Origin of the sequence: Pigmentiphaga sp. YJ18 (assembly GCF_038066655.1) — a bacterium.
Classification (GTDB): Bacteria; Pseudomonadota; Gammaproteobacteria; order Burkholderiales; family Burkholderiaceae_B; genus Pigmentiphaga.
Window position 1 is genome coordinate 70,381 of sequence record NZ_JBBUKU010000007.1, and the last position, 25,933, is coordinate 96,313.

At 69.5% G+C, this 25,933-nt stretch carries 22 protein-coding genes; 8 read left to right on the forward strand and 14 right to left on the reverse strand.

Annotated elements, in window-relative coordinates; genetic code table 11:
- Positions 1-20: 20 nt before the first annotated feature.
- Positions 21-1,193 carry a BMP family ABC transporter substrate-binding protein gene (locus WKR98_RS28605; protein WP_341435340.1) on the reverse strand — a complete coding sequence of 391 codons (1,173 nt, stop codon included), beginning with the start codon at positions 1,191-1,193 and terminating at the stop codon, positions 21-23.
- Positions 1,194-1,380: 187 nt separating this feature from the next.
- On the opposite strand from WKR98_RS28605, the gene WKR98_RS28610 reads away from it, so the two are divergent.
- Together WKR98_RS28610 and WKR98_RS28615 are read left to right on the forward strand one after the other, a co-directional pair.
- A complete protein-coding gene (locus tag WKR98_RS28610) occupies positions 1,381-2,817 on the forward strand; it encodes a catalase (protein WP_124690069.1) in 1,437 nt (478 codons plus the stop codon).
- Positions 2,818-2,970: 153 nt separating this feature from the next.
- Positions 2,971-5,409 (forward strand): penicillin acylase family protein, encoded by a 2,439-nt coding sequence (locus tag WKR98_RS28615; RefSeq protein WP_341435341.1) that lies wholly within the window; start codon positions 2,971-2,973, stop codon positions 5,407-5,409.
- Positions 5,410-5,428: 19 nt separating this feature from the next.
- On the opposite strand, the gene WKR98_RS28620 is transcribed toward WKR98_RS28615, so the two are convergent.
- From WKR98_RS28620 to WKR98_RS28635, 4 genes are all read right to left on the reverse strand, one after another.
- On the reverse strand, positions 5,429-6,346 hold the full coding sequence (locus WKR98_RS28620; protein WP_124690071.1) for an ABC transporter permease: 918 nt from the start codon (positions 6,344-6,346) through the stop codon (positions 5,429-5,431).
- Positions 6,347-6,351: 5 nt separating this feature from the next.
- Positions 6,352-7,425: an ABC transporter permease gene (locus tag WKR98_RS28625; protein ID WP_341435342.1), complete on the reverse strand. Its 1,074-nt coding sequence runs from the start codon at positions 7,423-7,425 to the stop codon at positions 6,352-6,354.
- Positions 7,412-8,941, reverse strand: a complete 1,530-nt coding sequence (locus tag WKR98_RS28630; protein ID WP_341435343.1) for an ABC transporter ATP-binding protein — start codon at positions 8,939-8,941, stop codon at positions 7,412-7,414. Before WKR98_RS28630 ends, WKR98_RS28625 begins: the two co-directional genes overlap by 14 nt.
- Positions 8,942-9,008: 67 nt before the next feature.
- Positions 9,009-9,437, reverse strand: a complete 429-nt coding sequence (locus tag WKR98_RS28635) for a sel1 repeat family protein (protein ID WP_238160040.1) — start codon at positions 9,435-9,437, stop codon at positions 9,009-9,011.
- A gap of 111 nt (positions 9,438-9,548) precedes the next feature.
- On the opposite strand from WKR98_RS28635, the gene WKR98_RS28640 reads away from it, so the two are divergent.
- Both WKR98_RS28640 and WKR98_RS28645 read left to right on the forward strand, forming a co-directional pair.
- Complete coding sequence (locus WKR98_RS28640; protein ID WP_124690074.1) at positions 9,549-10,454, forward strand: LysR family transcriptional regulator; 906 nt, start codon at positions 9,549-9,551, stop codon at positions 10,452-10,454.
- Between the two features lie 221 nt (positions 10,455-10,675).
- A complete protein-coding gene (locus WKR98_RS28645) occupies positions 10,676-11,047 on the forward strand; it encodes a helix-turn-helix domain-containing protein (RefSeq protein ID WP_124690075.1) in 372 nt (123 codons plus the stop codon).
- Between the two features lie 74 nt (positions 11,048-11,121).
- On the opposite strand, the gene WKR98_RS28650 is transcribed toward WKR98_RS28645, so the two are convergent.
- The 5 genes from WKR98_RS28650 to WKR98_RS28665 all read right to left on the reverse strand — a co-directional run bounded on the left by WKR98_RS28650 (position 11,122) and on the right by WKR98_RS28665 (position 15,858).
- On the reverse strand, positions 11,122-11,454 hold the full coding sequence (locus tag WKR98_RS28650) for a helix-turn-helix domain-containing protein (RefSeq protein WP_341435344.1): 333 nt from the start codon (positions 11,452-11,454) through the stop codon (positions 11,122-11,124).
- A gap of 17 nt (positions 11,455-11,471) precedes the next feature.
- Complete coding sequence (locus WKR98_RS29300; RefSeq protein ID WP_445936172.1) at positions 11,472-11,726, reverse strand: type II toxin-antitoxin system RelE/ParE family toxin; 255 nt, start codon at positions 11,724-11,726, stop codon at positions 11,472-11,474.
- A 181-nt stretch (positions 11,727-11,907) separates the two neighbouring features.
- Positions 11,908-14,010 carry a polyribonucleotide nucleotidyltransferase gene (gene pnp, locus WKR98_RS28655; RefSeq protein ID WP_341435345.1) on the reverse strand — a complete coding sequence of 701 codons (2,103 nt, stop codon included), beginning with the start codon at positions 14,008-14,010 and terminating at the stop codon, positions 11,908-11,910.
- Between the two features lie 207 nt (positions 14,011-14,217).
- Positions 14,218-14,487 (reverse strand): 30S ribosomal protein S15, encoded by a 270-nt coding sequence (gene rpsO, locus WKR98_RS28660; protein WP_124690079.1) that lies wholly within the window; start codon positions 14,485-14,487, stop codon positions 14,218-14,220.
- A gap of 150 nt (positions 14,488-14,637) precedes the next feature.
- The gene (locus tag WKR98_RS28665) at positions 14,638-15,858 is read right to left on the reverse strand and encodes a branched-chain amino acid ABC transporter substrate-binding protein (RefSeq protein WP_341435346.1); all 1,221 of its coding nucleotides are present in this window, start codon (positions 15,856-15,858) and stop codon (positions 14,638-14,640) included.
- Between the two features lie 109 nt (positions 15,859-15,967).
- Between WKR98_RS28665 and WKR98_RS28670 the strand changes: the two genes are divergently transcribed.
- The gene (locus WKR98_RS28670; RefSeq protein ID WP_341435347.1) at positions 15,968-16,480 is read left to right on the forward strand and encodes a hypothetical protein; all 513 of its coding nucleotides are present in this window, start codon (positions 15,968-15,970) and stop codon (positions 16,478-16,480) included.
- Between the two features lie 3 nt (positions 16,481-16,483).
- On the opposite strand, the gene WKR98_RS28675 is transcribed toward WKR98_RS28670, so the two are convergent.
- Complete coding sequence (locus tag WKR98_RS28675; protein WP_341435376.1) at positions 16,484-17,353, reverse strand: LysR substrate-binding domain-containing protein; 870 nt, start codon at positions 17,351-17,353, stop codon at positions 16,484-16,486.
- A gap of 200 nt (positions 17,354-17,553) precedes the next feature.
- Here WKR98_RS28675 and WKR98_RS28680 point away from each other — a divergent pair, with 200 nt between their 5' ends.
- Positions 17,554-18,891 carry an MFS transporter gene (locus tag WKR98_RS28680; protein ID WP_341435348.1) on the forward strand — a complete coding sequence of 446 codons (1,338 nt, stop codon included), beginning with the start codon at positions 17,554-17,556 and terminating at the stop codon, positions 18,889-18,891.
- Between the two features lie 9 nt (positions 18,892-18,900).
- On the opposite strand, the gene WKR98_RS28685 is transcribed toward WKR98_RS28680, so the two are convergent.
- A complete protein-coding gene (locus tag WKR98_RS28685; protein WP_341435349.1) occupies positions 18,901-19,923 on the reverse strand; it encodes a Bug family tripartite tricarboxylate transporter substrate binding protein in 1,023 nt (340 codons plus the stop codon).
- The gene (locus tag WKR98_RS28690) at positions 19,920-20,834 is read right to left on the reverse strand and encodes a LysR family transcriptional regulator (protein WP_124690083.1); all 915 of its coding nucleotides are present in this window, start codon (positions 20,832-20,834) and stop codon (positions 19,920-19,922) included. The genes WKR98_RS28685 and WKR98_RS28690 overlap by 4 nt, the downstream gene beginning before the upstream one ends.
- 116 nt (positions 20,835-20,950) lie before the next feature.
- On the opposite strand from WKR98_RS28690, the gene WKR98_RS28695 reads away from it, so the two are divergent.
- Both WKR98_RS28695 and WKR98_RS28700 read left to right on the forward strand, forming a co-directional pair.
- Complete coding sequence (locus WKR98_RS28695; protein ID WP_341435350.1) at positions 20,951-23,626, forward strand: tannase/feruloyl esterase family alpha/beta hydrolase; 2,676 nt, start codon at positions 20,951-20,953, stop codon at positions 23,624-23,626.
- Positions 23,623-24,957 carry a hypothetical protein gene (locus tag WKR98_RS28700; RefSeq protein ID WP_341435351.1) on the forward strand — a complete coding sequence of 445 codons (1,335 nt, stop codon included), beginning with the start codon at positions 23,623-23,625 and terminating at the stop codon, positions 24,955-24,957. Before WKR98_RS28695 ends, WKR98_RS28700 begins: the two co-directional genes overlap by 4 nt.
- A gap of 4 nt (positions 24,958-24,961) precedes the next feature.
- Here the strand turns inward: WKR98_RS28700 and WKR98_RS28705 are convergent, their stop codons facing one another.
- Positions 24,962-25,933 (reverse strand): Bug family tripartite tricarboxylate transporter substrate binding protein, encoded by a 972-nt coding sequence (locus tag WKR98_RS28705; protein WP_341435352.1) that lies wholly within the window; start codon positions 25,931-25,933, stop codon positions 24,962-24,964.

Below are 25,933 nucleotides of genomic sequence, written 5' to 3' on the forward strand. Positions count from 1 at the left end.
TACCGGAGCGCGCGGCGCCCTCAGGCCACCGCCTTGCCCACCACGCCCTCGACGAACCAGTCCATGTGGTCGACGTCCTTCTGGCTCGGCACGCCGGACTGCTGGCGCACCTTGCCCTGGTTGTCCACCAGCCGGCCGCCGAAGGGATGCAGCGCGCCCGCCGCGATCTTCCGGCGCGCCTCGTCCACCGACGCGCGCACCGCCTGGGGAACCTTCGGCGACAGCGCCTCGAGCGCGATCATGCCGTCCTTCAGGCCGCCCATGATGGACCGCGAGGTCCAGGTGCCGTCCAGCACTTCGCGCGCAGCCTGGACGTAGTGGTCGCCCCAGCGGTGCACGACGGCGCCGAGCTGGCGCGTTGGCGCATAGCGGCTCATGTCGGACGTATAGCCCAGCATCCAGGCGCCCGCCGCCTCGGCGGCCTGCGCCACCGCCGACGATCCCGAGTGATTGGTCAGCACGTCGGCCCCCTGGCGCAGGGCGGCCTGGGCCGCATCGCGCTCGCGGGGGGGATCGAACCAGTTCTGGGTCCAGACCACGCGCACCTGGACCTTGGGATTGACGCTGCGCGCGGCCAGCGTGAAGGCGTTGATGCCCTGGATCACCTCCGGGATCGGCAGGGCCGCGACATAGCCCAGGACATGGCTGCGCGTCATCGCCCCCGCCACCAGTCCGGCCAGGTAGCGGCCCTCGTAGAAGCGGATGTTGTAGGCTCCCAGGTTGCGCGCGAGGCGATAGCCCGAGGCCTGGTCGAACACCACGCCCGGGAACTCGCGCGCCACCCGCAGCACCGCGTCCATGTAGCCGAAGGACGTGGTGAAGATGAGCTTGCAGCCCTGGCGCGCGAGATCGCGTATCACCCGCTCGGCGTCGGCATTCTCGGGCACGTTCTCGACCACGCGCGTGGCCACCCGCGACCCCAGCGCGGCGACCATGGCCAGGCGGCCGTCCTCGTGCTGGCGCGTCCAGCCCGCATCGGTAATGGGCGACATGTAGACGAAACCCACGGACAGCGGATCGGCCGCCCAGGCCAGGCGCGGCGCGCCCAGGGCCGCGCCGGCGATGGGCGCGCCCGCCGCCAGCCAGCCCAGGACGCGGCGGCGCCCCGTGCTGGCGGGGCCGGCCATGGCTTCCATTTCGTGGGGACAAGGTTGTTCACGGTGCGCAAGCGGCACCGAAACGAGGTTTTTCACGCTGGTTCTCCTCGAACACGGCTTCCGGGAAAAAGATCCGGCCGGCGGGAAGCTACGCCGGGACGGACACGAACGAACTCGGCATTTTATCATTCATTGAAACGACCTATTGCCGCGATTTATTCAATTCAATTTACCAATGAACCTGGGCGGCCTATCGTGGGGCCTCGACAATTCGGAGCTAGGAATGACGACTCTCACCACCGCAACGGGCGCGCCTGTCGCCGACAACCAGAACTCGAAAACCGCCGGCCCGCGCGGCCCCGTGCTGATCGAGGACTTCCACCTGGTCGAGAAGCTGCAGCACTTCAACCGCGAACGCATCCCCGAGCGCGTGGTGCATGCCAAGGGCTCGGGCGCCTACGGCGTGTTCGAGGTGACCAACGACATCACCCGCTACACCAGTGCCGACCTGTTCGCACAGGTGGGCCGCAAGACCGACGTCTTCATCCGCTTCTCCACCGTGGGCGGCGAGAAGGGTTCGGCCGACACCGAGCGCGACCCGCGCGGCTTCGCCATCAAGTTCTATACCAACGAAGGCAACTGGGACCTGGTGGGCAACAACACGCCGGTCTTCTTCATCCGCGACGGCATCAAGTTCCCCGACTTCATCCACACCCAGAAGCGCGACCCGCGCACCAACATGAAGAACCCCACCGCGACGTGGGACTTCTGGTCGCAGTCGCCCGAATCGCTGCACCAGGTCACCACCCTGTTCTCCGATCGCGGCACGCCCGACGGCTATCGCGCCATGCACGGATTCGGCAGCCACACGTTCAGCATGATCGACGCCCCGGGCCGGCGCGTCTGGGTCAAGTACCACGTGCTCAGCCTGCAGGGCATCCGCAACCTGCATCCGCGCGACGCCGCGCGGATTGCCGGCCAGGACCCGGACTACGCCCAGCGCGACCTGTTCGAGGCGATCGAACGAGGCGACTATCCCAAGTGGCGCTTCTGCATCCAGGTCATGACCGAGGAGCAGGCGCGCGCCACGCCCTACGATCCCTTCGACCTGACCAAGGTCTGGCCCCACGCGGACTTCCCGCTGATCGAGGTCGGCGTGATCACGCTGAACCGCAATCCGGAGAACTATTTCGCCGAGGTCGAGCAGGCCGCGTTCTCGCCGTCGTCCATCGTGCGCGGACTGGGCTTCAGCCCCGACAAGATGCTGCAGGCCCGCCTGTTCGCCTACCATGACGCCCACCTGTACCGCGTCGGCACCAACTACCAGGCCCTGCCGGTCAACCGCCCTCATGCTCCGGTGCGGACCTACCAGCGGGACGGCGCCATGCGCTTCGATGGCAACTTCGGCGGCGCGGCCAACTATGAGCCGAACAGCGTGGCCGGCGCGCCGCGCCAGGATGCGGCGCACCGCGAACCGCCGCTGCCGCTGTCGGGTGAAGCCGACCGCTACGACCATCGCGCCGGCAATGACGACTATACCCAGGCCGGCGACCTGTTCCGCCTCATGAGCGCCGACCAGCAGGCCCTGTTGATCGAGAACATCGTCAACGCGATGAAGACGGTGCCGCGCGAGATCCAGGAACGCCAGATCGCGCATTTCGCCAAGGCGGATCCGCGTTATGGGGAAGGCGTGGCGAAGGGGCTGGGACTCGCTGTCTAGTCTGGCCGGCGATCGGTATCCGGCGGGCTTCGGCCCGCTGCCGGGCCGCACGGCGACGTGCGGCCTTTTTACGAACCCTCCACGGTGTCGTGCGCTTGAAACAGAACGGGCACAATGTGCCCGGCAAACACATTGGACGGCAAGCCGCGCACCATGAAACTCCGCAGCCCCCAACGCCCCGCCCGTCTCGCCCTGTTCACGGTGGCAGGCGTGCTCATCCTTGGCATCGCCGCCATCGCGGCTGCCTGGCTCACCCTGCGCGCCAGCCTGCCCCAGGTCGACGGCGAACTCAGCGTGGCCGGTACGGCACGGCCCGCCACGATCGCGCGCGACGCCCAGGGCAGCGTCACGATACGCGCGGCCAACCGTGCCGACGCCGCCTACGCGACGGGCTTCGCCCATGCGCAGGACCGCTATTTCCAGATGGACCTGGTGCGGCGCTCGGCCGCCGGCGAGCTGGCCGCGCTGGTGGGCGAGGCCGCCGTGCCGCTGGACCGGCGCGTGCGCGTGCACCGCTTCCGCGCCCGCGCGGAGCAGGCCTACGCCGCGCTGCCGCCCGCCCACCGCGCCTTGCTGGAACGCTACGCGGACGGTGTCAATGCCGGCCTGGCCGCGCTGGACGCACGGCCGTTCGAATACGTCCTGCTGGGCGCGCCGCCGCAACCCTGGCGGCCCGTGGATACGCTGCTGGCGATCTATGCGATGTACCTGGACCTGCAAGGCGGCGAGCTGCTGCGGGTGCGCTCGCGCGACGCGCTGCGCGACCTCCTGCCCGCTCCGCTGCTCTCGGCGCTGCTGCCCACGCGCAGTCACTGGGATGCGCCCCTGGACCGCCCGCCTTATTCCGCGCGGCCGGCCGCGCCGGACACCGCGCTGGTCGATGCGCATCCCGACTGGATAGACACGCCCCGTCCGCCGCGCACGCGCGGCGTGATTCCCGCCGAGCTGATGGTGGATGCCGGGACCGCCTCGTCGGCGCTGGGCAGCAACGGCTGGGCCATCGACGCACGCCATGGCGCCGACGGCCGCGCGCTGGTGGCCAACGACATGCACCTGGGCCTGCGCCTGCCCAACGTCTGGTATCGGCTGACCCTGGAATTTCCGTCGGGCTCCGGCGCACGGCGCATCAGTGGCGTCAGCCTGCCCGGCGCCCCCATCGTGGTGGCCGGCAGCAATGGCGACGTCGCCTGGGGCTTCACCAACAGCTATGGCCATTTCATCGATCTGGTACGTCTGGAGACCGATGCGGCCGATCCTTCCCGCTACCGGGGTCCGGCAGGAACGTGGGAAACCGCATCGGAAACGATGGAGCGCATCGAGGTGAAAGGCGCGCCGCCGGTCATGCTGCCCGTGCGCGAGACCCCATGGGGTCCGCTGCGGCAGGCCAACGGCAAGGCCTACGCGATACGCTGGATCGCCTACCTGCCCGATGCCGCCAACGTGGGGCTGGCCGGCATGGAGGACGCCCGCGACGTCGGCCAGGCGATGCACGTCGCGCAGACCGCCGGCATCCCCACGCAGAACCTGGTGGTGGCCGATCGCGACGGCAACATAGGCTGGACGCTGGCGGGACCGCTGCCCACCGCCACGCTCGACCCGCTGGGCTTCCCGGTCGCGGCCGGCCATGCAGGCGCGCCGCTCGGGCGCCTGACGCCCACCGACTATCCCGCGATCCAGGCGCCGGCCTACGGCCGGCTCTGGACGGCCAACAGCACCCAGCTCGCCGACGACGACACACAGCGCAAGATAGGCGACGGCGGCGCCGATGTCGGCGCCCGCGGAACGCAGATACGCAACGCGCTGTTCGCCGGCGAACGCTTCAACGAGCGCGACCTGCTGGCCATCCAGCTGGACGACCGCGCCGCCTGGGTTGCTTTCCTGCGCGATCAGGCCCTGGCCGAGCTGGACCATGCCGCCGTCGCCGGCCATCCGCAACGGGCCGCCTTCCGGCGCCTCCTGCAGGCCTGGAACGGGCGCGCCGATGCCGGCAGCGCCGGCTACGCGCTACTGCGCGCCTACCACGACGCCTTGTACGACGCCTGGTTCGGCGCGCTGGACGAGAAACTGGCGGACATCGATGGCGGACTGTCGATGCGCCGCGCCTCGTCACGCGTGCTGGCCACCATGGAAAGCCTGGTGCGCGCCCGGGCCTGGAAACCGGCCTATGCAGCGGACTGGCGCGCCTTCATGCTCGAACGCATCGACACGGCCATCGCCTCGGTCGCCGCCGGTGGTCGCCCGCTGGACGACATCCGCTGGGGCGACCGCAACCGCCTCGCCATGGAACATCCGCTGGCCCGGGTGCTGCCCGCGGCCGTCAGGCCGTGGCTGTCGACGCCCGTGCGCCCCATGCCGGGCGACATCCACATGCCGCGCATCCAGGGCGCCTCGTTCGGCGCGTCCGAGCGCTTCGTGGTGTCGCCGGGACACGAGGAACACGGACTGATGGAAATGCCGGGCGGCGCCTCGGGCCATCCGCTGTCGCCCTTCTTCCTGGCCGGCCACTCGGCGTGGACGGATGGCGAGGCCACACCTTTCCTGCCCGGCCCCGATGTCCACCGCCTGACGCTGGTTCCCGCCTCCGGCCGCTGACGGGCCGGCATGGCACGCCCTAGCGTTCGGGCAGGAAAGGCCGGCCCAGCGAACGCGGCATGTTCCGGCGCATCCAGCCGGGGTTTCCGCCCCGCAGAGCCAGCACGGCGATGGTGCAGACATAGGGCAGCATCGCCAGGAATTGCGAGGGCACCTGCACGCCCATGCCTTGCAGCTGGAACTGCAGCATGGTCAGGCCGCCGAACAGATACGCGCCCAGCAGGATGCGCAGGGGATGCCACATGCCGAAGGCGATCAGCGCCAGCGCCATCCAGCCCCGGCCGGCCACCATGCCTTCGCTCCACAACTGCGTGTAGACCACCGACAGGTACGCCCCCGCAAGCCCGCAGCACAGGCCGCCCGCGAGGATCGCCAGCGCGCGTATCCAGCCCACCGGATAGCCGAGCGCATGCGCCGACTCCGGCGACTCTCCCACCGCCCGCAGCAGCATGCCGGTTCGCGTGCGATACAGGAATGCGGTCAGCAGGCAGGCCAGCGCCATCGTCGCATACACCAGCGGATGCAGTGCGAACACGGTGCCGCCCAGTCCGGGTATGTCCCGCAGCCACGGCAGCCCGGCCTGGCCCTGCGCGAGCGAACGCCCCGCATAGGACACGCCGGCGAAGGCCGACAGCCCCGACCCCAGCAGCATGATCGCCAGGCCGCTGCCGTACTGGCTGGCATTGAACACCACGACCAGCAGCGCGAACACGGCGGCCAGCACGGCTCCCGCCGCGGCCCCCGCTGCCAGTCCCCATGCGGGGCTACCGGTGTGGAAGGCCACCGCGAAGCCGGCCGCGGCGGCCAGCAGCATCATGCCCTCGGCCCCGAGATTGATCACGCCCGCGCGTTCGTGGATGGCCAGCCCCAGCGCCGCCAGCGCCAGCGGCGTGCCGGCGTTCAGCGTCGCGGCCAGGAGTGGCAACAGGCTGTCCATGCCGCTCACCTTGCCGCGGCCGCGGGGCGGCGCCAGCGGATGCGGTAGCGCACCAGCGTATCGCCCAGCAGCAGCAACGCCAGCGCCAGCCCCTGGAACACGCCGACGATGGAAGCCGGCAGGCCCAGGCGCGACTGCGCCAGTTCCCCGCCGATGTAAAGCGCGGCCATGACCAGGCCGGCCAGCAGCGCGCCGGCCGGATGCAGGCGCCCCAGGAAAGCCGCGATCACCGCCGCGAAGCCATAGCCCGGCGACACCGAGGTGGTGAGCCGCTGCATCGGCCCCGCGACTTCTCCTATGCCGGCCAGTCCGGCCAGCGCGCCGCACGCCAGCATGGACGTCCACAGAGCCTGGCGCGGGGAGTACCCCGCATAGCGCGCGGCGGCGGGCGCGGCGCCCGTCACGCGCAGGCGGAAGCCCGGATGGGATCGCGCCAGGAACAGCCAGACCGCGCCGGTGGCCACGAGCGCCAGCCACAACCCGGCGTGGGCGCGTGTGCCTTCCCAGAGCACGGGCAGCACGGCTGCCTCGTCGAATGATCGGGACTGCGGGAAGTTGTAGCCATAAGGATCGCGCCAGGGCCCGAATACCAGATAGCCGAGCAGGAGTTGCACGACGTAGGTCAGCATCAGGCTGACCAGCATTTCATTGGCGCCGAACCGGTCCTTGAGCCAGGCCGTCAATGCGGCCCACAGCATGCCTCCCAGCATGCCCGCGGCCATGACCAGCGCCACGTAGCCCCGCCACGTGTCCGGCCCGGCCAGCAGGGCCATGCCGCCGCCCGCGATGGCGCCCGCGATCAACTGCCCTTCGGCGCCGATGTTCCAGACGTTGGCCCGGAAACACAGCGACAGTCCCACCGCGCACAGAACCAGCGGCACCGCCTTGACCGCGAGTTCGCCCCACGCGTAGACCCCGTTGAAAGGCTCGACCAGGAACAGCCGCAGCCCCTGCCAGGCGTCGATCCCCAGCATCGCGAACAGCGCGGCGCCGCCCAGCATGGTCAGCGCCAGCGCGGCCAGCGGCGACAGCCAGGCCGCCAGCCGCGAGGCGGCGGCGCGCGGCTCAAGCTGGATCATGGGTCCACCGTCCTTCCATCCACCGTCCCAGCATGTCGGCCGTGACCCGGGCACGCGCCACCGCCGGCGACAACCGCCCGCCCGCCATCACGGCCAGCCGGTCGCACAGCGCAAGCAACTCATCCAGATCCTCGGAAATGATCAGGGCCGCGCCACCGGCGTCGCGCAGATCGATCAGCGCCTGGTGGATGCGGGCGGCGGCGCCGATGTCCACGCCCCAGGTCGGCTGCGCCGCCAGCAGCACGCGCGGTTCGCCATCGAGCTCGCGGCCCACCATGAATTTCTGCAGATTGCCGCCGGACAGGCTGCGTGCCGGCGCGCGCGGCGACACCGCCCGCACGCCGTGGCGCCCGATGACGCGGGCGGCGGCCTGGACCAGTGCGCGCCGCCGTATCCAGCCTCCGGATGACGCTTGCCCGGGTGCCAGGGTCAGCAGCATGTTCTCGTCCAACCCCATCTCGGGCACACAACCCCGCCCCAGGCGTTCCTCGGGAATCGCGCGCAGTCCCAGCTCGCGCCGCGCGGCCGGCCGAAGCCGGCCGATGGACTGCCCCATCAGGCGCACGGCATCGTGCGGCATGCGGATCTCTTCGCCCGACAACGCCGACAGCAGCAGCGACTGGCCGTTGCCCGACACCCCCGCCACGCCCAGTATTTCGCCGGCCCGCAGCTCGAACGACACGTCGTGCAAGCCCACGCGCTGGCCCGCCGGAGCGGGCATCGACAAGTTCTTCACGCTCAACACCGTATCGCCCGCCGGACGCGGCGAAGCGCTGCGCACGTCGTCCACCGCTGTTCCCAGCATCAGGGTGGCCAGTTCGTCCTGCGCCATGTCGCGCGGATCGACCACAGCCACCGAACGGCCCGCCCGCAGCACCGTGCAGCGATCGCACAATTCGCGGATCTCCGCCAGCTTGTGGCTGATGTAGGCCACGCTGCACCCCTCGGCCGCCAGTTGCCGCAGGGTGGCGAACAAGGCCGTCCTGGCCTCGGGCGACAGCACCGACGTGGGTTCGTCCAGGATCAGCAGGCGCGGCCGCGCGGCCAGGGCGCGCAGCAGCTCGACGCGCTGGTGCTCGCCCACCGACAGATCGCCCACATAGGCATCCGGATCCAGATCCAGGCGATAGCGTTCGATCAGCGGCGCCAGCCAGGCGCTCGGGGCGGCGCCGCGCGCAACCTCGCGCGCGAGCCCGGCCGGCAATCCCAGCAGCACGTTCTGCGCCACGGTCAGCGTGTCGAACAGCACGAAGTGCTGGAACACCATGCCCACGCCCAAGGCGCGCGCATCGTCCGGCGCGCGCGGCGCCACCGGCCGGCCATCCCACAGGATCTGCCCCGCGTCCGGCGCCAGCGCGCCGTACGCGATCTTCATCAAGGTCGACTTGCCCGCGCCGTTTTCGCCCAGCACGGCATGGATCTCGCCCGGCGCGATGGCCAGCGAGACCTCGTCGTTCGCGAGGACGCCGGGATACCGTTTGGTGATCCCGCGCAGTTCGAGTCGAGGAACGGCCATGGGGACGGGGCGGGTGGACAGGAGGCGCCATTGTAGACCGCCCCTCTCCGGCGCCCAGGGCCCCGGCCTATCGGTACAGGGGCGGCGGCCGGCAGCCCTTGCGGATGCGCGGCACGTCGCGCAGGCCGTTCAGGACCATCCATTGATGCCGTGCGGTCGCGCTGCCCCGTTCCAGGGCCAGGTGGGCCCAGTGCATCGCCTCGCACGGATCCGCCTTCACGCCGGCGCCATACAGCGCCGGACCTGCCAGCAGGACCGAAGCCAGCATTTCCTGGGCCTCCAGGTCGCCACGCGTGGCGGCCTGCCGCAGCCGCATCAGCATGGCGGCGTAGTCCCCTTCCGAACGGGCCTCCAGCGCCAGTTGATAGAACTGCTCGGAAGTGGCGATCTCCGAGAGCGGCGCCGCCGCCGAGGCGGCTGGCGCCAGGACGGCCGCGGCAAACAGCCACGGCGCCAGGGTAAGAACCATGCGGGGAAAGATGTGCGAGCGCGTCACTGCCGTCTCCTTTGACATGCCTATTGGGCCTGTCGGCGCGCTTTGGCACAATGCGGTTCTATGCCCCGAGCCTTCGGTTGTCCCGAAGGCAATCCGCCACGGAGAATGTCCATGCGCCTCGATCTCGCGGACCTGCGCCTGTTCCTCGCCATCGTCGATGCCGGCAGCATCACGCAGGGCGCCGCGCGCGCGAACCTGGCGCTGGCCTCGGCCAGCGAACGCCTGCGCAACATCGAGGCCGATGCCGGCGTGCAATTGCTGGAGCGCCGCCATCGCGGCGTGATCGCCACCGAAGCCGGCGAGGCGCTGGCCCACCATGCCCGGCTGATCCTGCGCCAGCGGGAACTGATGCAGGGCGAACTGCTGGACTTCGCCTCCGGCGCCCGCGGCACCATCCGCATCCACGCCAACACCGCGGCCCTGACGGCCTTCCTGCCGCGCAAGCTGGCCCCGTGGATGGCCACCCGCCCGCACCTGAACGTGGACATCCGCGAGCGCACCAGCAAGGAGATCGTCAAGGCCGTCGCCAGCGGGCTGGTCGAGGCCGGCATCACCTCCGATCAGGTCGACGCCCAGGGACTGTGCCTGCACCCCGTCGCCACCGACCATCTCGTCCTGATCGCCGCCACCGGCCATGCCCTGGCACAACGGCGCGTGGTCCCGTTCTCGGAAGTCCTGCGCGAACCCTTCGTGGGACTGGCCCCGGGCAGCGCCTTGCAGGATCACATCGACGAACATGCGCGGCGCGCCGGCCAGGCGCTGGCCCTGCGCATCAGGATGAACACCTTCGGCGGCCTGTGCGAGATGGTGTCGCATGGCGTGGGCGTGGCCATCGTCCCCGACAGCATCGCCCAGAGCCATCGCCGCCGCCATCCCTACCAGCGCATCGCGCTGGCGGACGGCTGGGCCCACCGCCGCCTGTGCCTGTGCCTGCGCGACTGGGCCGGCCTGTCGGCCCCGGTCCGGGACCTGCTGACGCATCTTGCCGGCAACGCCGGCGTGCCGCCGCTGCCGTAGGGTGCCGCTGGTGCTTCGAACAACCACTTGCGAAACTCCAATTTGGGACTAGCATGAACTCATGCGGGTCATTGCCGTCAGCACATTGCGCCAGTTCTGAAAAACCCATCCGGACGCGGAGCAACCCCTCAAGGCTTGGGTGGATGAAGCAAGCCAAGCCACGTGGACGCAACCGGGAATATGACGCGATCGATGCCAAGACCATAGAAATGGAGTAAGACATGGAGATTCGCCCCATCCGTAGCGAAGCGGACTACAAGGCGGCCCTGAAAGACATCTCACGCCTCATGGAAAGCGATCCTGAACCCGGAACGCCGGATGGCGATCGCCTGGACATCCTGGCTACGCTGGTGCAAGCCTACGAAGCCAGGCACTTTCCCATCGACCTCCCCGACCCTGTCGAAGCAATCAAATTCCGCATGGAGCAAGCCGGCCTGACCGCCAAAGACCTCGAGCCCATGATCGGCCGCCGCAACCGCGTCTACGAAATCCTGAATCGCAAGCGCGGCCTGACACTGCAAATGATCTGGAATCTGCACAAAGGGCTAGGCATCCCCGCCGAAAGCCTGGTCAAACCCCCGTCGAACTCCTGATCACCCGGTAGGACCACGGTGGCTTGTGAAGAAAATCGCAACACGATCCCATCGCTCGCTCCGGGTCCTGACATTTAGAGAAGCGCTTCGATTCCCTTGCGCCGGATAACGTTCAACAGTGCCAGCGCAGGACCTTTCGCTTGCGTCGCACCGCGCTCGAGCTGCGAGACATAGCCCGGCGTCATATTGAGATACCGGGCAAGCGCGGCTTGACTGAGATGAGCCTTCTCGCGCACTTCCCGCACTTGAGCCGCGGTAATAGGCTCCGAGGTAGGCAGCGCATCCGCTCCCAGGTGGCGGGCAGTGATTTTCTGATGCGTCGCCCTGTCCATGACCCCCTCCCGGTGCTGGGAGTCGGCCATTTCCAGCAGATCACTGGCCAAGCGGCCAGGCTTGCTCGTCGTCATGTTCAATCTCCTGCAAATCACCATCGGCCAACGCTTGCCCAACGATGTCCATGGAAGCCTCCGCCCAGATTCGCATCGATGGAACCGCGCTCCGCCCGCTCGATGGCGGCTTTCAGACTGACATCGGCGATCCGCTCACGCCGGGCAAACCGACATACGCCTTTGGTCTTGAAAATCCGCAAGTGGCATTCCCTAGCATAGAAAACTATAGCACAAGAACATATACTTTGAGCTTGACGTATCGAATGTTCACGCCAACTTCGGATTCTCACCGTCCCCTAAACCAAAGTCGCCTCCCCACAGGACGGAAACGTCCCACCAAATAAAAAACGGCGCCCCGCAGGACGCCGTCAGCACTACACCCCTCCCCCAACCCAGGGCACAGCGGATCCGGCTTTGCCGGTCCGCCAGTGCCGCCTCCCGGGGGGGGCGCGTCAGCGCGTAGGGGGGGACTTACCCTTCAGCAGCAATCGCCTTCATCGACAGACGCAGGCGGCCCTTGTCATCGGCCTCGATGACCTTGACGCGAACCTGCTGGCCGACCTTCAGCACATCGTTGATGTTGGCGATGCGATGGTTGGCGATTTCCGAGATGTGCAGCAGGCCGTCGCGGCCCGGCAGCACCTGGACGATGGCGCCGAAATCCAGCAGGCGCAGCACGGCGCCTTCGTAGATCTGGCCCACTTCCACGTCGGCGGTCAGGTCGGCGATGCGGCGCTGCGCTTCCTTGGCGCGGTCCAGGTCGGCGCTAGAGATGACGATGGTGCCGTCGTCCGAGATGTCGATCTGCGTGCCGGTTTCCTCGGTCAGCGCGCGGATGGTGGCGCCGCCCTTGCCGATCACGTCGCGGATCTTCTCGGGGTTGATCTTCATGGAAAGCATGCGCGGCGCGAACGCCGACAGCTCGCCGCGCGAACCTTCGAGGGCCTCGCGCATCTTTTCCAGGATGTGCAGGCGGCCTTCGCGGGCCTGGGCCAGCGCCACCTGCATGATTTCCTTGGTGATGCCCTGGATCTTGATGTCCATCTGCAGCGCGGTCACGCCGCCGACGGTACCGGCCACCTTGAAGTCCATGTCGCCCAGGTGATCTTCGTCGCCCAGGATGTCAGTCAGCACGGCGAACTTGCCGCCGTCCTTGATCAGGCCCATGGCCACGCCGGCCACGTGATCCTTGACGGGCACGCCGGCGTCCATCATGGCCAGCGAACCGCCGCACACGGACGCCATCGACGACGAACCGTTCGACTCGGTGATTTCCGACACCACGCGGATGGTGTACTGGAAGTCCTGCGGCGCGGGCAAGAGCGACACCAGGGCGCGCTTGGCCAGGCGGCCGTGGCCAACTTCACGGCGCTTGGGCACGCCGATGCGACCGGTTTCGCCGGTGGCGAACGGAGGCATGTTGTAGTGGAGCATGAAGCGATCGCGGTACTCGCCCATCAGCGCGTCGATGATCTGCTCGTCCTGCTTGGTGCCCAGCGTGGCGATCACCAGGGCCTGGGTTTCGCCGCGGGTGAACAGCGCGCTGCCGTGCGCGCGGGGCAGCACGCCCAGGCGGATGCTGATCGGGCGCACCGTGCGGGTGTCGCGGCCGTCGATGCGGGGCTCGCCGTTCAGGATCTGGCCGCGCACGATCTGCGCTTCGAAGTCGAACAGGATGTTGTCCACTTCGACGCCATCCACCGCGGCGCCCGAGGCCTCGGCCTGGGCAGCCAGCCTGGCGTGCACGTCGGCATAGACTTCGCGCAGCTTGGTGGTGCGCTCCTGCTTGGAGCGGATCTGGTAGGCAGCCTTCAGGCTGTCCTCGGCCACGGCGCGCACCGAAGCGATCAGGGCATCGTTCTTGGCGGCGGGCTTCCAGTCCCATTCGGGCTTGCCGGCTTCGCGCACCAGGTCGTTGATGGCGTTGATGACGGTCTGCATCTGCTCGTGGCCGTAGACCACGCCACCCAGCATGACTTCTTCGGACAGCTGCTGGGCTTCGGATTCCACCATAAGCACGGCGGCGTCGGTGCCGGCCACCACCAGGTCCAGCTTGGAGGTCTTGAGCTGCGAGGCGGTAGGGTTCAGCACGTACTGGTCATCGATCCAGCCCACGCGCGCGGCGCCGATCGGGCCGTTGAACGGGATGCCGGAAATGGCCAGGGCGGCCGACGAACCGATCATCGCGGCGATGTCGGGATCGATCTCGGGATTGACCGACAGCGTGTGGATGACCACATGCACGTCGTTGTAGAAGCCTTCGGGAAACAGCGGACGCAGCGGCCGGTCGATCAGGCGCGAGGTCAGCGTTTCCTTTTCGGAGGGCTTGCCCTCGCGCTTGAAGAACCCGCCCGGGATGCGGCCGGCGGCGTAAGTCTTCTCGATGTAGTCGACGGTGAGCGGGAAGAAATCCTGGCCGGGCTTGGCCTTCTTGGCCCCGACCACGGTTGCCAGCACGACGGTGTCCTCGATGGACACCATTACCGCGCCCGAAGCCTGGCGAGCAACCTCGCCGGTTTCGAGCGTGACGGTATGCTGGCCATATTGGAAGGTTTTTGTGACTTTATTGAACATGACAGGCATCCTTTGCGATTGCCCTTCTGAAACGAAAATGCCTGTGACAGGCGGTCCCTGACACAGGCACTCTCATATTTCAGGAGGGGGTTGCTAGAGTGCCGGCTGCGTCGCGCCCGAACAGGAAGCGACGAAACCGGCAACCACCGGAAACACGGAGCGGCGCTGCGACGGCAGCGCCCGCCAGGTTCCCGATCCCCTGGAAATTCACTTACGCAGACCGAGCTTCTCGATCAGGGCGCGGTACGCGTCGGCGTTGCGGCCCTTCAGGTAGTCGAGCAGCTTGCGGCGACGGCTGACCATGCGCAGCAGCCCGCGACGGGAATGGTGGTCTTTGGTGTGCTCTTTGAAATGGCTGGTCAATTCGTTGATCCGGGCGGTCAGAAGAGCGACCTGCACTTCGGGGGATCCGGTATCACCCTGGGCGCGTTGGAATTCGGTAACGATATTGGCCTTGTTGATGTCGGCGACGGACATTTTTTTCCTCTCGGACTGGCGGCAAGGCCGAGGCGCCCTGCCGTGAAAGTTGATGATCCGGCCGCCGCGTTTTCATCTGGCTGCGGCCGGCAGATTAACCATCAGTTTTAAAAATCGGAAAAAACTGAAAGTTAGCCGGTAAGTATAGCCTTATTCAGGGATTTTTGCCATTTTGCAACGCGTGGGCAGCGTCAGGTCGGCCGCGGACACCTTCAGCGTGGTCTCGAAACCGTAGCCGCTGCCTTCCACGTCGCGCCTGACCGTGCCGGCGCCCATCTTCTGCATGGTGAAAACATACAGGGGCTTGATCGCCTGGTGGTCGTCCGGGCGCATCCACAGGTCCGCTCCCTCCGCCGTCCACCGCATGCCGGACAACTGGCGCGCGATGGCGGCGGCGTCCACCTTGCCCGCCCGCTCCAGCGCCGCGGCCAGCATATCGGTCATGTGCAGCATGCGCGCGTTCAGGTAGTCGTCGCCCGGCCGCGGGAACATGCGCCGATAGGCATCGTAGGCGCGGTCCATGCCGGGCTCGCCGGCGTTGTAGTGCCATTCGGCCACCGCCCGCACCTTGCCCACGCCGGCATCCCCGAGCGCGGCCGGCGCGCCCAGCGCATTGCCGTAGAAGGTGTAGAAGCTGCCTTTGAATCCCGCTTCCCGCGCGGCCTTCACCAGCAGGGTCAGGTCGTTGCCCCAGTTGCCGGTGATGACGGTGTCGGCGCCGCTGGACAGGATCTTGGCCGCATAGGGCGAAAAATCCTTGACCTTGCCGATGGCGTGGAACTCGTCGGCCACGACCTCGACGTCGGGCCGCTTCCCGGCCAGCATCGCCCGGGCGCTGCGCGCCACTTCCTGGCCGAAGCTGTAGTCCTGGTTGATCAGGTAGACCTTGCGCACCTCGCGGTCGCGCCGCATGACCTCGGTCAGGGCCGCCATCCGCATGTCGGAACTGGCATCGAAGCGGAAGTGCCAGGGGCTGCACTTCTCGTTGGTCAATGCGGGATCGACGGCCGAGTAGTTCAGGAACACCATGCGCTGGCCGGGATTGCGCTGGTTGTGGCGATTGACGCCCTCGATCAGCCCCGCCGCCACGGCCGAGCTGTTGCCCTGCATGACGATGCGGATGGACTGGTCGGCCGCGCCGCGCAGCAGCAGCAGGGCTTCGTCGATCTGGTTCTTGCTGTCGAAGGGGACGAGCTCGAGCCGGTGCGCGCCGTCGGCCAGCTTCACGCCGCCCCGGGCGTTGACGCGTTCGACCGCGAAGCGCAGGTTGCGCATGATGGCCTCGCCGGTATTGGCGAAGGGTCCGGACATGGCCTCGATCACGGCGATGCGCACCGGCGCGCCCGCGTCTCCCTGCGCCCAGGCGGGCATGGAACCCGCGCAAGCCAGCACAAGTCCTACAATCAGCGAAACACAGCCACGCCTGCGTGACAGAAACACGGTCATCTCCGGTCGTCAATCCAAGAACTAGGTGAATTGTATGAGTATCGCCATCATCTTGCGCCGTGGCGCCTGCCTGCTGGGCATGGCGGCGCTGCTCGCGGCCTGCGCCAGCCCGGCCGGCATCCAGCCGGGCGAATCCGGCTCGGCCGTCACGGCCCGCCTGGGCCGGCCCACGCTCGAGCGCCCCCTGCCGAACGGCGGCCAGCGCCTGATCTATTCCAGCCAGCCCATGGGGCAATACGCCTGGATCACCGACGTCGGCCCCGACGGCAAGGTCATCGGCACCACCCAGGCGCTGACCAGCGAGCGTTTCCGCATGCTGGACTCGGGACACTGGGATACCGAGCGGCTGCTGTTCGAGTTCGGCCCCCCGGCCGAGATCACCCGCGTCGGCCTGAAGGGCGAGCAGATCGTCTGGGGCTACCGCTTCCGCGAGGACGGCGTGTGGAATTCGCTGATGTACGTCTACGTCACCGACAAGGGCGTGGTCACGCGCTACCATCCCGGGCCCGACCCGCTGATGGAGCCCCGCTTCCAGCTGGGCTTGTAGGGCTCAGTCTTCGCCCTTGAACGCGGCGATGATGGCATCGGCCACGGCCCGCACGCGGGCCGTGCGGTTCAGGTCGGCGTGCAGCACCAGCCAGACGTCCAGGCGCTCGGTCCGCTCGGGCCAGACGCGCACCAGGTCCGGATCGTCCTGCGCCATCAGCACGGCCAGTTCGCCCAGGCCCAGGCCCGCCCGCACCGCCTCCAGCATCATCAAACCCGAATTGACTTCCAGCGCCACCCGCGCATTGCCGGTCGACACCCCGCCCAGCCGGGCGCCGTCCAGCGGCCCGATCGCGCGGTCGTACCGGATCACGTCGTGGCCCTTGAGCGCCGCGTCCATCGCCGGCACGCCCCGGCGGCACAGGTAGTCGCGCGAGGCGTAGACGCCTATCTGCCTGCGCGCCAGCCGCCGCGCGATCAGGTCCGGACTCGTGGGCTTGACCGTGCGTACGGCGATGTCGGCCTCGCGCCGGGTCAGGTTGGTGACCTGGGTGGACGTACCCAGCACGACCTTGATGTCGGGGTGGGCCTCGCGCAGCGTCCGCAGCGCCGGGATCACGTAGAAACTCGCCATGGTGTCCGAGGTGGCCACGCGCACCACGCCGCACAGCTTGTCGTCCAGGCCCTGCATCTGCCGCTGCAGTTGGTCGGCGGCCTGCTCCATCCGTTCGGCGGCGGCGCCGGCCAGTTCTCCGGCCGGCGTGGGCACGTAACCGTTGGGCGTGCGCAGGAACAGGCGGGCGCCCAGCGCGGCCTCGAGGGCGGCGAGGCGGCGGCCGGCCGTGGCCTGGTCCACTTCCAGCAGCGCCGCGGCGCCTCGCAGCGTGCCCGCGCGCCGGATGGCCAGGAAAATCCGGGCATCGTCCCAGTTCATCATGCGCGCTTCGCACCGGCCGGGCGTCTTTCCAGGCAATGCATTTTTGCATCACGGCACCGCATTTTCACCTCTTTTTCCGCATCATTCCCGGGCCTAGGATAACGCCTTCTCTTGCTTTTCGGACGACGATCGTGCGGTATCCCTGCCCCAACATTCCCCTCCCCCCGGCGCCCGCGCGCCAGGCATCGGCCGACCCAATGCCGCTGGCCGCGCTGGCGGTGGGATTCATCATGGCCATGCTCGACGTCACCGTCGTCAACGTGGCGCTGAGCGACATCGCGCGCAGCCTGGAGGTCTCTTTGTCGGGCCTGGTCTGGGTGGTCGACGGCTATACGCTGGCCTTCGCCGCCATGCTGCTGGTCGGCGGCGCGCTGGCCGACCGCCTGGGCGCGCGCGCCGTGTATCTGGCGGGACTGGCCGTCTTCACGCTGGCCTCGGTGGCGTGCGGCCTGGCCCAGGACGGCCTGGCGCTGGTCGGCGCGCGCCTGGCGCAAGGCCTTGGCGCGTCCCTGTTCGTTCCCAGCTCGCTCAGCCTGCTGGTCCACACCTATGCCGACGAACGCGTCCGGGCGCGGATGGTGGCGCTCTGGTCGGCCATCGTCACGCTGTCGGTGGCGGCCGGACCGCTGGTGGGCGGGCTGCTGATCGCGCATTTCGGCTGGCGCAGCGTCTTCCTGATCAACGTTCCCATCGGCATCGCCGGCGCGCTGCTTACCCTGAAGCTGGTGCGGCCCGCTCCCGCCCGGCCGCGCGCGCTGAATCCCGCCAGCCACGCGCTGGGCATCACGGCGCTGGCCGCCCTGTGCTATACGCTCATCCAGGGCCCCGAGCGGGGTTGGGCCGCGCCCCCCATCCTGCTGGCGGCGGTCCTGGCCCTGGCGGCCGGCGCCCTGCTGGCCTGGCGCGAGCAACGGACCGCCTCGCCGCTGGTGCCCCGGCAACTGCTGGCCGCGCCGCGCTTCCTGCCCGCCAATGCCCTGGGGGCCCTGGCCAGCTTCGCGGTGTACGGCCAACTGTTCCTGCTCAGCCTCTACCTGCAGCGGGCTCGCGGCGCCGGGCCGCTGGACACCGGTTTCCAATTGATGCCGCTGATGCTCATCCTGGTGCTGGGCAACCTGCTGTCCGGCCGGCTCTCCAGCCGGCACGGCACGCGTTTCCCGATGCTGGCCGGCACCGGCCTCGCCACGCTCGCCACGGCGGCGGCCGCGTTCGATGGCCTGGCGCTGCCCTACTGGCTGCTGATGGCGCTGCTGGTCTGCGGCAACCTGGGCGCGGCCATCGCCATCCCCGCCATGACCGCGACCGTGATGCAGGCCGGCGGCAAGGAGCACGCCAACAGCGCCGCGGCCATCCTGAACGCCAACCGGCAGATCGGCACGCTGCTGGGCGTCGCCATCATGGGCAGCCTGTTGCATGGACTGCCCGACTGGACGGACAGCCTGCCTGCCGGCCTGGCCGTGGTCGCCGCGGCCTATGGCGCGGCCTGGCTGATCGTTCTGCGTGCGCGGGAAGTGGAGCATCCGGCCCGGCGTTGAAGCCGCTGCTCAGGGCGCCTGGCCGCTGCCCAGCGCCCCCGCCCTGACCAGCCGGCGATTCGCCTCGTAGTCGTCCCGAACCGCTGCGCGGAAATCCTCCACGCTACCCACGGCAGGCAGGTTGTAGGCGCTTTCGAGCCGCGCGGCCAGCGGCCCGCCCACCAGCGCGCGACGGACCGCGGCATTGATGCTTTCCTGCACCGGCCGGGGCGTGCCGGCGGGCGCGAACAGGCCGAACAGCGACATCAGGTTGGCTTGCGGATAGCCCAGCTCCTCCAGCGTCGGCACCGCCGGCAGCGCGCCCAGCCTGGCGGGCGCACCCACCGCCAGCGCCTTCAGCCGCCCCGTCCGCACGTAGTCCAGTTGCAGGGCCGCGACGTTGGTCGACAGCACCTCGAAGCGGCCGCTGAGCGCATCGTTCAATTGCGGCCCGCCGCCGTGATACGGAATGTGGGTGATGCGCGCGCCGCTTGCCGCGGCCACCTGCGCCATCACCATGTGGCCGGTCGTGGCGACGCCCGAACTGGCCCAGCGGATCGCCCCCGGCCGGCGCCGCGCCTCGTCCACCAGACCGGCGAAATCGCGGCCGGTAAAGGCCGGCGTGCCGGCCACCAGCACCGGCGTGCGCATCACGGCGGCCACGGGCGCGATCTCCCGCAGGGGATCATGGTCGGCCGACGGGCGGCTCAGCAGCGGATTGAGCGTGAGCGGCGTCAACGCGGAAAAGGCCAGGGTGTGGCCGTCGGGCGCGGCGCGCGCCACGGTCTCCATCCCCACGCTTCCGCCCGCGCCGCCCTTGTTCTCGACCCAGGCCGGCACGCCCAGGTCGCGCGACAACGCCTCGGCCAGGATACGCGCGATGGTGTCGCTCACGCCGCCGGGCGGGTAGACGACCACCATGCGTATGGCCCGCGTCGGCCAGGCCCGTCCGTCCGCCGGGGCAGCGGCACGCGCCCCCGCTCCGGCCAGCGGCAGTACGGCCGCGGCCAGCAGGACGCGGCGGCGCGCCGCGCGCGGGCCCGCGGCCGTCATCGCGCCGCCGCCAGCCGCCGCGCCAGGGCGGCGAAGTGCTGCGCCGGAAGGTTGTCCTCGCCATGGCGGGACACCAGCGTCAGCGGCGCGTCCAGCCGTTCGGCCCGCGCCAGCGGCAGATAGGTCACGGCATGCGCATGCGCGCCGCTGATGGACTTGGGCACGACCGACACGCCCGCCCCCGCCGCCACCAGGTTCAGGTTGGTCATCATGCGGTCGACCTCGGCCGCGATGCGCGGCCGCAGTCCCTGGCTTTCGCACAGCGCGAGCAGGTTGGCGTACAGGCCCGGGGCGCCCGGCTGGCGCACCAGGATGATCTTCTCCTGGCACAGTTCGGCCAGCGAGATCGCGCCGGGCCGGCTTGCCTGCCGCCCCCGCGCAAGCGGATGGTCGCACGGCACGGCGGCCACCGCGGGCTCGGTCAGCAGGGTCTCGAACACCAGGCCGTCGGGCCGCGACACCGGCACGCGCAGCAGGCCGCAATGCAGGCGCCCGGCGGCGATGGCCGCGGTCAGCCCCGCGGCATTGTCCTCGTGGATGTCCAGCTCCACGCCCGGATAGTCCCGCCGGTACAGGCGCAGGGCCTCGGGCGTGAACGCGTGCGCGGCGGCCGAGCTGGTGAAACCCACGGCCAGCAGCCCTTCCTGGCCGTTGGCCACGCGCGCCATGCGCTGGCGCATCTGCGCATAGCCTTCCAGCAGGTTCTCGGCCTCGCGCAGGAAGTGCCGGCCGGCGTCGGTCAAAGCCACGCCCCGCGGGTGACGGCGCAGCAGTTCCACCCCCAGCTCCCGCTCCAGCGCCTTGATCTGCTGGCTGAGCGGGGGCTGCTGGATGCCGAGCCGCTCGGCGGCGCGCGTCATGTGGCCGGTCTCGGCGACCGTGACGAAGTAACGCAGGTGGCGCAAGTCCATATTTTTTATATATCGAGTCTCCGCTTTTATTGTATTTGACGTACCGAGCGGCGCGCTCGCATCATCCCGCCGTGCACGCGCCCCGCCTCGAGAGGGCCGGCCATGGAGACGATACGATGACCGCACCCCGCCCCTTTCCCGCCCTGCCCCTGCTGCTTGCCGCTCTCGCGGCCCTGGCCGGTTGCGGCGGCGGCGATGGCGACGCGCCCGCCGGCAATCCGCCCGACGAACCTCCGGCCGCCTCGGGCCCGCCCTATGCCCCCGCGCTGGCCTGCGCCTCGCTGGCCGCGCGCGGCTTTTCCCCCACCCAGCTGACGCTGCCCTCGGGCGGCGCGACGGTGTCCGAGGCGGTCGACGTCCCCGCCGATGCCGAGGGCAACAACCTGGGAGCCTACTGCCGCGTCCGCGGCCTCATCAAGCCGGTCAACGCCGGCTCGCCCGATATCAATTTCGCGCTGAACCTGCCGCTGCGCTGGAACGGCAAGACCATCCACTTCGGCGGCGGCGGCTTCAACGGCCGGCTCATCGACGGCACCGAGACCATACGCTTCGGTCCCGCCGACAAGCCCGCCCCGCTGGCCCTGGGCTACGCCACCTACGGCGACGACTCCGGCCACCAGAGCGGCAGCATCACCGACGGCAAGTTCGCCGCCGACGACGAGGCCCTGTCCAACTACGGCGGCCAGTCGCTGAAGAAAACCCGCGACGTCGCCGCGCAACTGGTGCGGGCCTACTACGACATGGCGCCCAGGCACGCCTATTTCCTGGGCACCTCCACCGGCGGCCGCGACGCGCTGGCGCACATCCAGCGCTGGCCGACCGACTACGACGGCGTCATCGCCAACGAACCCGCGTTGAATTACTCCGGCACACGGCTGTCCAACGTCGCGCTCGGCCGCGCCCTGTACGCCAACGGCGGAGCCGGCTGGCTGAACGTGGCCAAGACGCTGATGGTGCAGAACACGGTCAAGCAGGCCTGCGACAAACTGGACGGCGCGGTCGACGGCATCGTCAGCAACGTGGAAAGCTGCCGGCTGCTGAACGCCTCCAACCTGGCGGCCATGCGCTGCCCCTCGGGCGGCGACGAAGGCGATCACTGCCTGTCCACCGCGCAACTGGCGACGATCCGCACGCTCGAGGCGCCGCTGGAATTCTCCGCCTACCGGCTCGCCAACGGCGTCGACCGCGCGGGCGGCTACAACATCCTGGAAGGCGCGCTGGTGGCCGGCCCCTACACCACGCGGGACCTGGGCACGCGCCGCGCGCCCGGCAACCCGGCGACCTCGGCCGATGCCAACATGTACGTGACCGGCGACCAGTGGGTCAAGTATTTCGTCACCCGCTCGGCCAGCTTCGACACGCGGGGCTTCGACCCGCGGAACCCCGGCCCGTACACCGAGCGCGTGCAGGCCGTGTCCGCGATCACCGACGCCACCGATCCGGACCTGCGTCCCTTCCTGTCCCGCGGCGGCAAGCTCATCATGCTGCACGGCCTGGCCGACGAAGTCATCAGCCCCAACTCCACCATCGACTACTACCAGCGCGTGGTGGCTGCCGTGGGGCAGGAGGCCGTGGACAAGGGCGTGCGCTTCTACACCGTGCCCGGCATGGGCCATGGCACCGGCGTGTTCATTCCCAACTGGGATTCGCTGGCCGCGCTGGAAGGCTGGGTGGAGCAAGGCCTGCCCCCGGGCACGCCGGTGGCGGCCGACGCGGTGGCCGGGACCTATGGCCGCACGCGGCCCCTGTGCCAGTACCCCGCCTGGCCCAAATACCGCGGCAGCGGCAGCCAGGACGCCGCCGTCAACTACAGCTGCGTGCAGGAAACGGGCGACCCGCTGGCCTGCCCCCACCTGCCCGCCGCGGTCACCCGCTACAAGGGCGGCAACACGCTGGGCGAGGAACTGACGGTGACCGTGGATCCGGCCTCGCTGCGCTACACCGTCACGATAGACGCCAGCCTGCAACGCGCGGCCGGCACCGTGCGCGAGGGCAGCCTGCGCGCGCAAACGGCCTGCGCCTATGCCAGCGACGAAGGCGGCGCGGTCTACCTGTTCGGCGCGGGCGGCGTCCTGCAGGGCGGCGTGCTGCCGGCGTCGGGCGGCGGCTTCGAACCGCTGCTGGCCTTCGCCACCACGTTCGAGAACACCGGCTCGCCCACGGTCTTCAACCCGGTCGCCGCCATCTACGACCTGATCGGCGTCCACCATGGCGCGGGCGGCACGCCGGCGGCCTACAAGGCTGCGGGCCGGCTGCGCAACGCCGGCACCTTCCAGTTGTGCCGGGATCCCGTCACCGGCGGCTTCATGACCTACGATGCCGCGTGCACGTCCACCGCCAAGGGATACATCAGCTACAACGCCGGACGCGGGGCTTTCGACCTGCTGGCGACCCCGCCCGCCGATCCGGCCAGCACCACCGGCGGCACGCCCGCGGGCTCCATGGTGATCGGGCTGGTCAACGGCAACGCGGTGCCGCTGCAACTGGTGCGGGAGTCGGCCACCAGCTACGGCATGCGCCTGTACGCACCGCAGCAGTCGCTGGCTTCCGGCGCGGCCGACGGGGTCTACACCATCGCCGGCACCGGCGCGCGCAATCTCGAAGCCACCTTGTCCGGCGCCACGCTGGACATGGACGGCGGCACGACGGCCGTGGCCTACGACACCCCGGTGCCGGGCGTCGCCCAGGCGGGCGCGTCGGGCAACGACCATTTCCTTTTCACCCAAGGCATCCTGGGCTATGCCTCGGATACGGGATCGACCGCCATCTTCGCCACCGGAGTCCGCCATTGAAAACCCTGACCCGATTCTCCCTGCTGGCCGCGCTGGCCCTGGGCGCCGCCACGGCCCACGCCGCCTCCGACCGCGCGCGGCCCGCCCCCTGCCCCAAGGACGTCCCCGCCGACGCGCGTTGCTATAACGGGCAGGACAGCGAAGGCGCCTACTACTGGATCGCGATTCCCCGCGACTGGAACCGGGTGCTGGTCATGCATGCCCACGGCGGTCCCGACCTGGGCCCGTCCACCCTGAAACGCAGCCAGCAAGACCTGACCCGCTGGGCCGTGACCGTGAAGGCGGGCTATGCCTGGGCCGGCTCGTCCTACCGCCGCGGCGGCTATGGCGTGACCATGGCGGCCGAGGACACCGAGCGTCTGCGCCGCCTGTTCGTCCGGCAATTCGGCCAGCCCCGCCGCACCCTGCTGCACGGCCAGAGCTACGGCGGCGGCGTGGCGTCCAAGGCCGCCGAACTGTACGGCACCGTCGAGGGCCGGCCCGGCCCCTACGATGCCGTGCTGCTGACCAGCGGCGTGCTGGGAGGCGGCAATACCGCCTACGATTTTCGCCTGGACCTGCGGGTGGTCTACCAGTACGTCTGCCGCAACCATCCGCGCCCCGACGAGCCGCAATACCCGCTGTGGATGGGCCTGCCCAAGGATTCCACGCTGACCCGCGCGGACCTGGCCGCGCGCATCAAGGCATGCACGGGAGTCGGCATGCCGGCCGCGCAACGCAGTCCCGAGCAGGCGGCCCGGCTCAAAACCATCCTGTCGGTCGTGAAGATTCCCGAACGCACCTTCGTGTCCAACATGAACTGGGCCACCTGGCTGTTCCGGGACCTTGCGCAGGAACGGCTGGACGGCCGCAATCCCTTCGGCAACGAGAAGGTGGTGTACGGCGGCTCGCCGGACGATGCCGCGCTGAACGCCGGGGTGGCCCGCTATCGGGCGGATCCGCTGGCCGTGGGGCGGCTGATGGTGGACAGCACGCCGACGGGCAGACTCGCGATGCCCGTGCTGACCCTGCACTCCATCCACGATCCGACGGCCTTCGTCGAACTCGAGTCGGCCTACCGCGAGATCGTCGACCGCGCGGGCAGCGGCGACAAGCTGGTGCAGACCTTCTCGGACGAAGCCGAGCACAGCTATCTGAGCGAGCCCCAGTATCCCGCCCTGTTCACCGCGCTGATGGATTGGGTGGACAAGGGGGAAAAGCCGACCCCCGGGAAAGTGGCGCAGCTGTGCAAGGGCTATGAACGGGACTACGGCAACGGCGGCAAGCAGACCTGCCGCATCCAGGTGGGCTACCAGCCGCCGCCGCTTTCTACCCGCGTCCCGCCGCGCTAGCCGCTCAGGGCTCGATGCCCAGGCTGCGGATGAACGGCACCCAGGTCGCGCGCTCGCTCTTCTCGAACGCCAGGGCCTGGGCCGGCGTGGAAGGCGCCATGATCTCGGCCGTCTGGCGCTGGGCGAACTGGACGACCTGCGGGTCGGCCAGGACGCGGTTCAGCGCGGCGTTGAGCCTGGCGACAACGGCGGCGGGCGTGCCCGCCGGAGCGAACACGTTGTTCCACGTGTAGCCCTTGAAGGCCGGCAGGCCGGCCTGGGCGAACGTCGGGACATTGGGCGTCGAGGCGCCGCGCCGGTCGATGCCGTTGGCCAGCACCTTGACCTTCCCCTGCTCCACCAGGCCCGCCATGCTGGGCAGCGTCACCAGCATCATGTCGACCCGGCCCGCGGCCAGGTCGGCGGCGGCCACGGCCGCGCCCTTGTAGGGCACGTGCATCAGGTCGATGCCCGCGGCGCGCGCGAACGCGGCGCCGGCGATGTGGTTGATCGAGCCCACGCCGCTGGACGAATACGTCATCGACTGCGCGCGCCCCTTGGCCGCTTTGACCAGGTCGGCCAGCGAGCCCGGCCCGTTCGCCGGCACCGCCAGCGCCAGCGGCGTGCGCGCGACCAGAGCGATGGGCGTCAGGTCGCGTTCCACGTCGAACGGCAGCGACTTCTGCAAGCCGACGTTCATGACGAGCTGCGAGCTGGTCCCGAAGCCCAGGGTATAGCCGTCGGGCGCCGCCTTGGCGACATAGTCGGTACCGACCACGCCGCCGGCGCCGGGCTTGTTCTCGACGATCACCGGCTGGCCCAGTTCGCCGTACAGGGTCTTGGCCAGTTCCCTGGCCATCGCGTCGTTCACGCTGCCCGGCCCGAACGCCACGATGAGCCGGATCGGCCGCGCCGGATAGGCCGGCTCCTGCGCCCGCGGCGCGGGCGACGTGGACAACATGGCCGTCCCCAGGACGGCAAGCAGGATGGTCCGCAT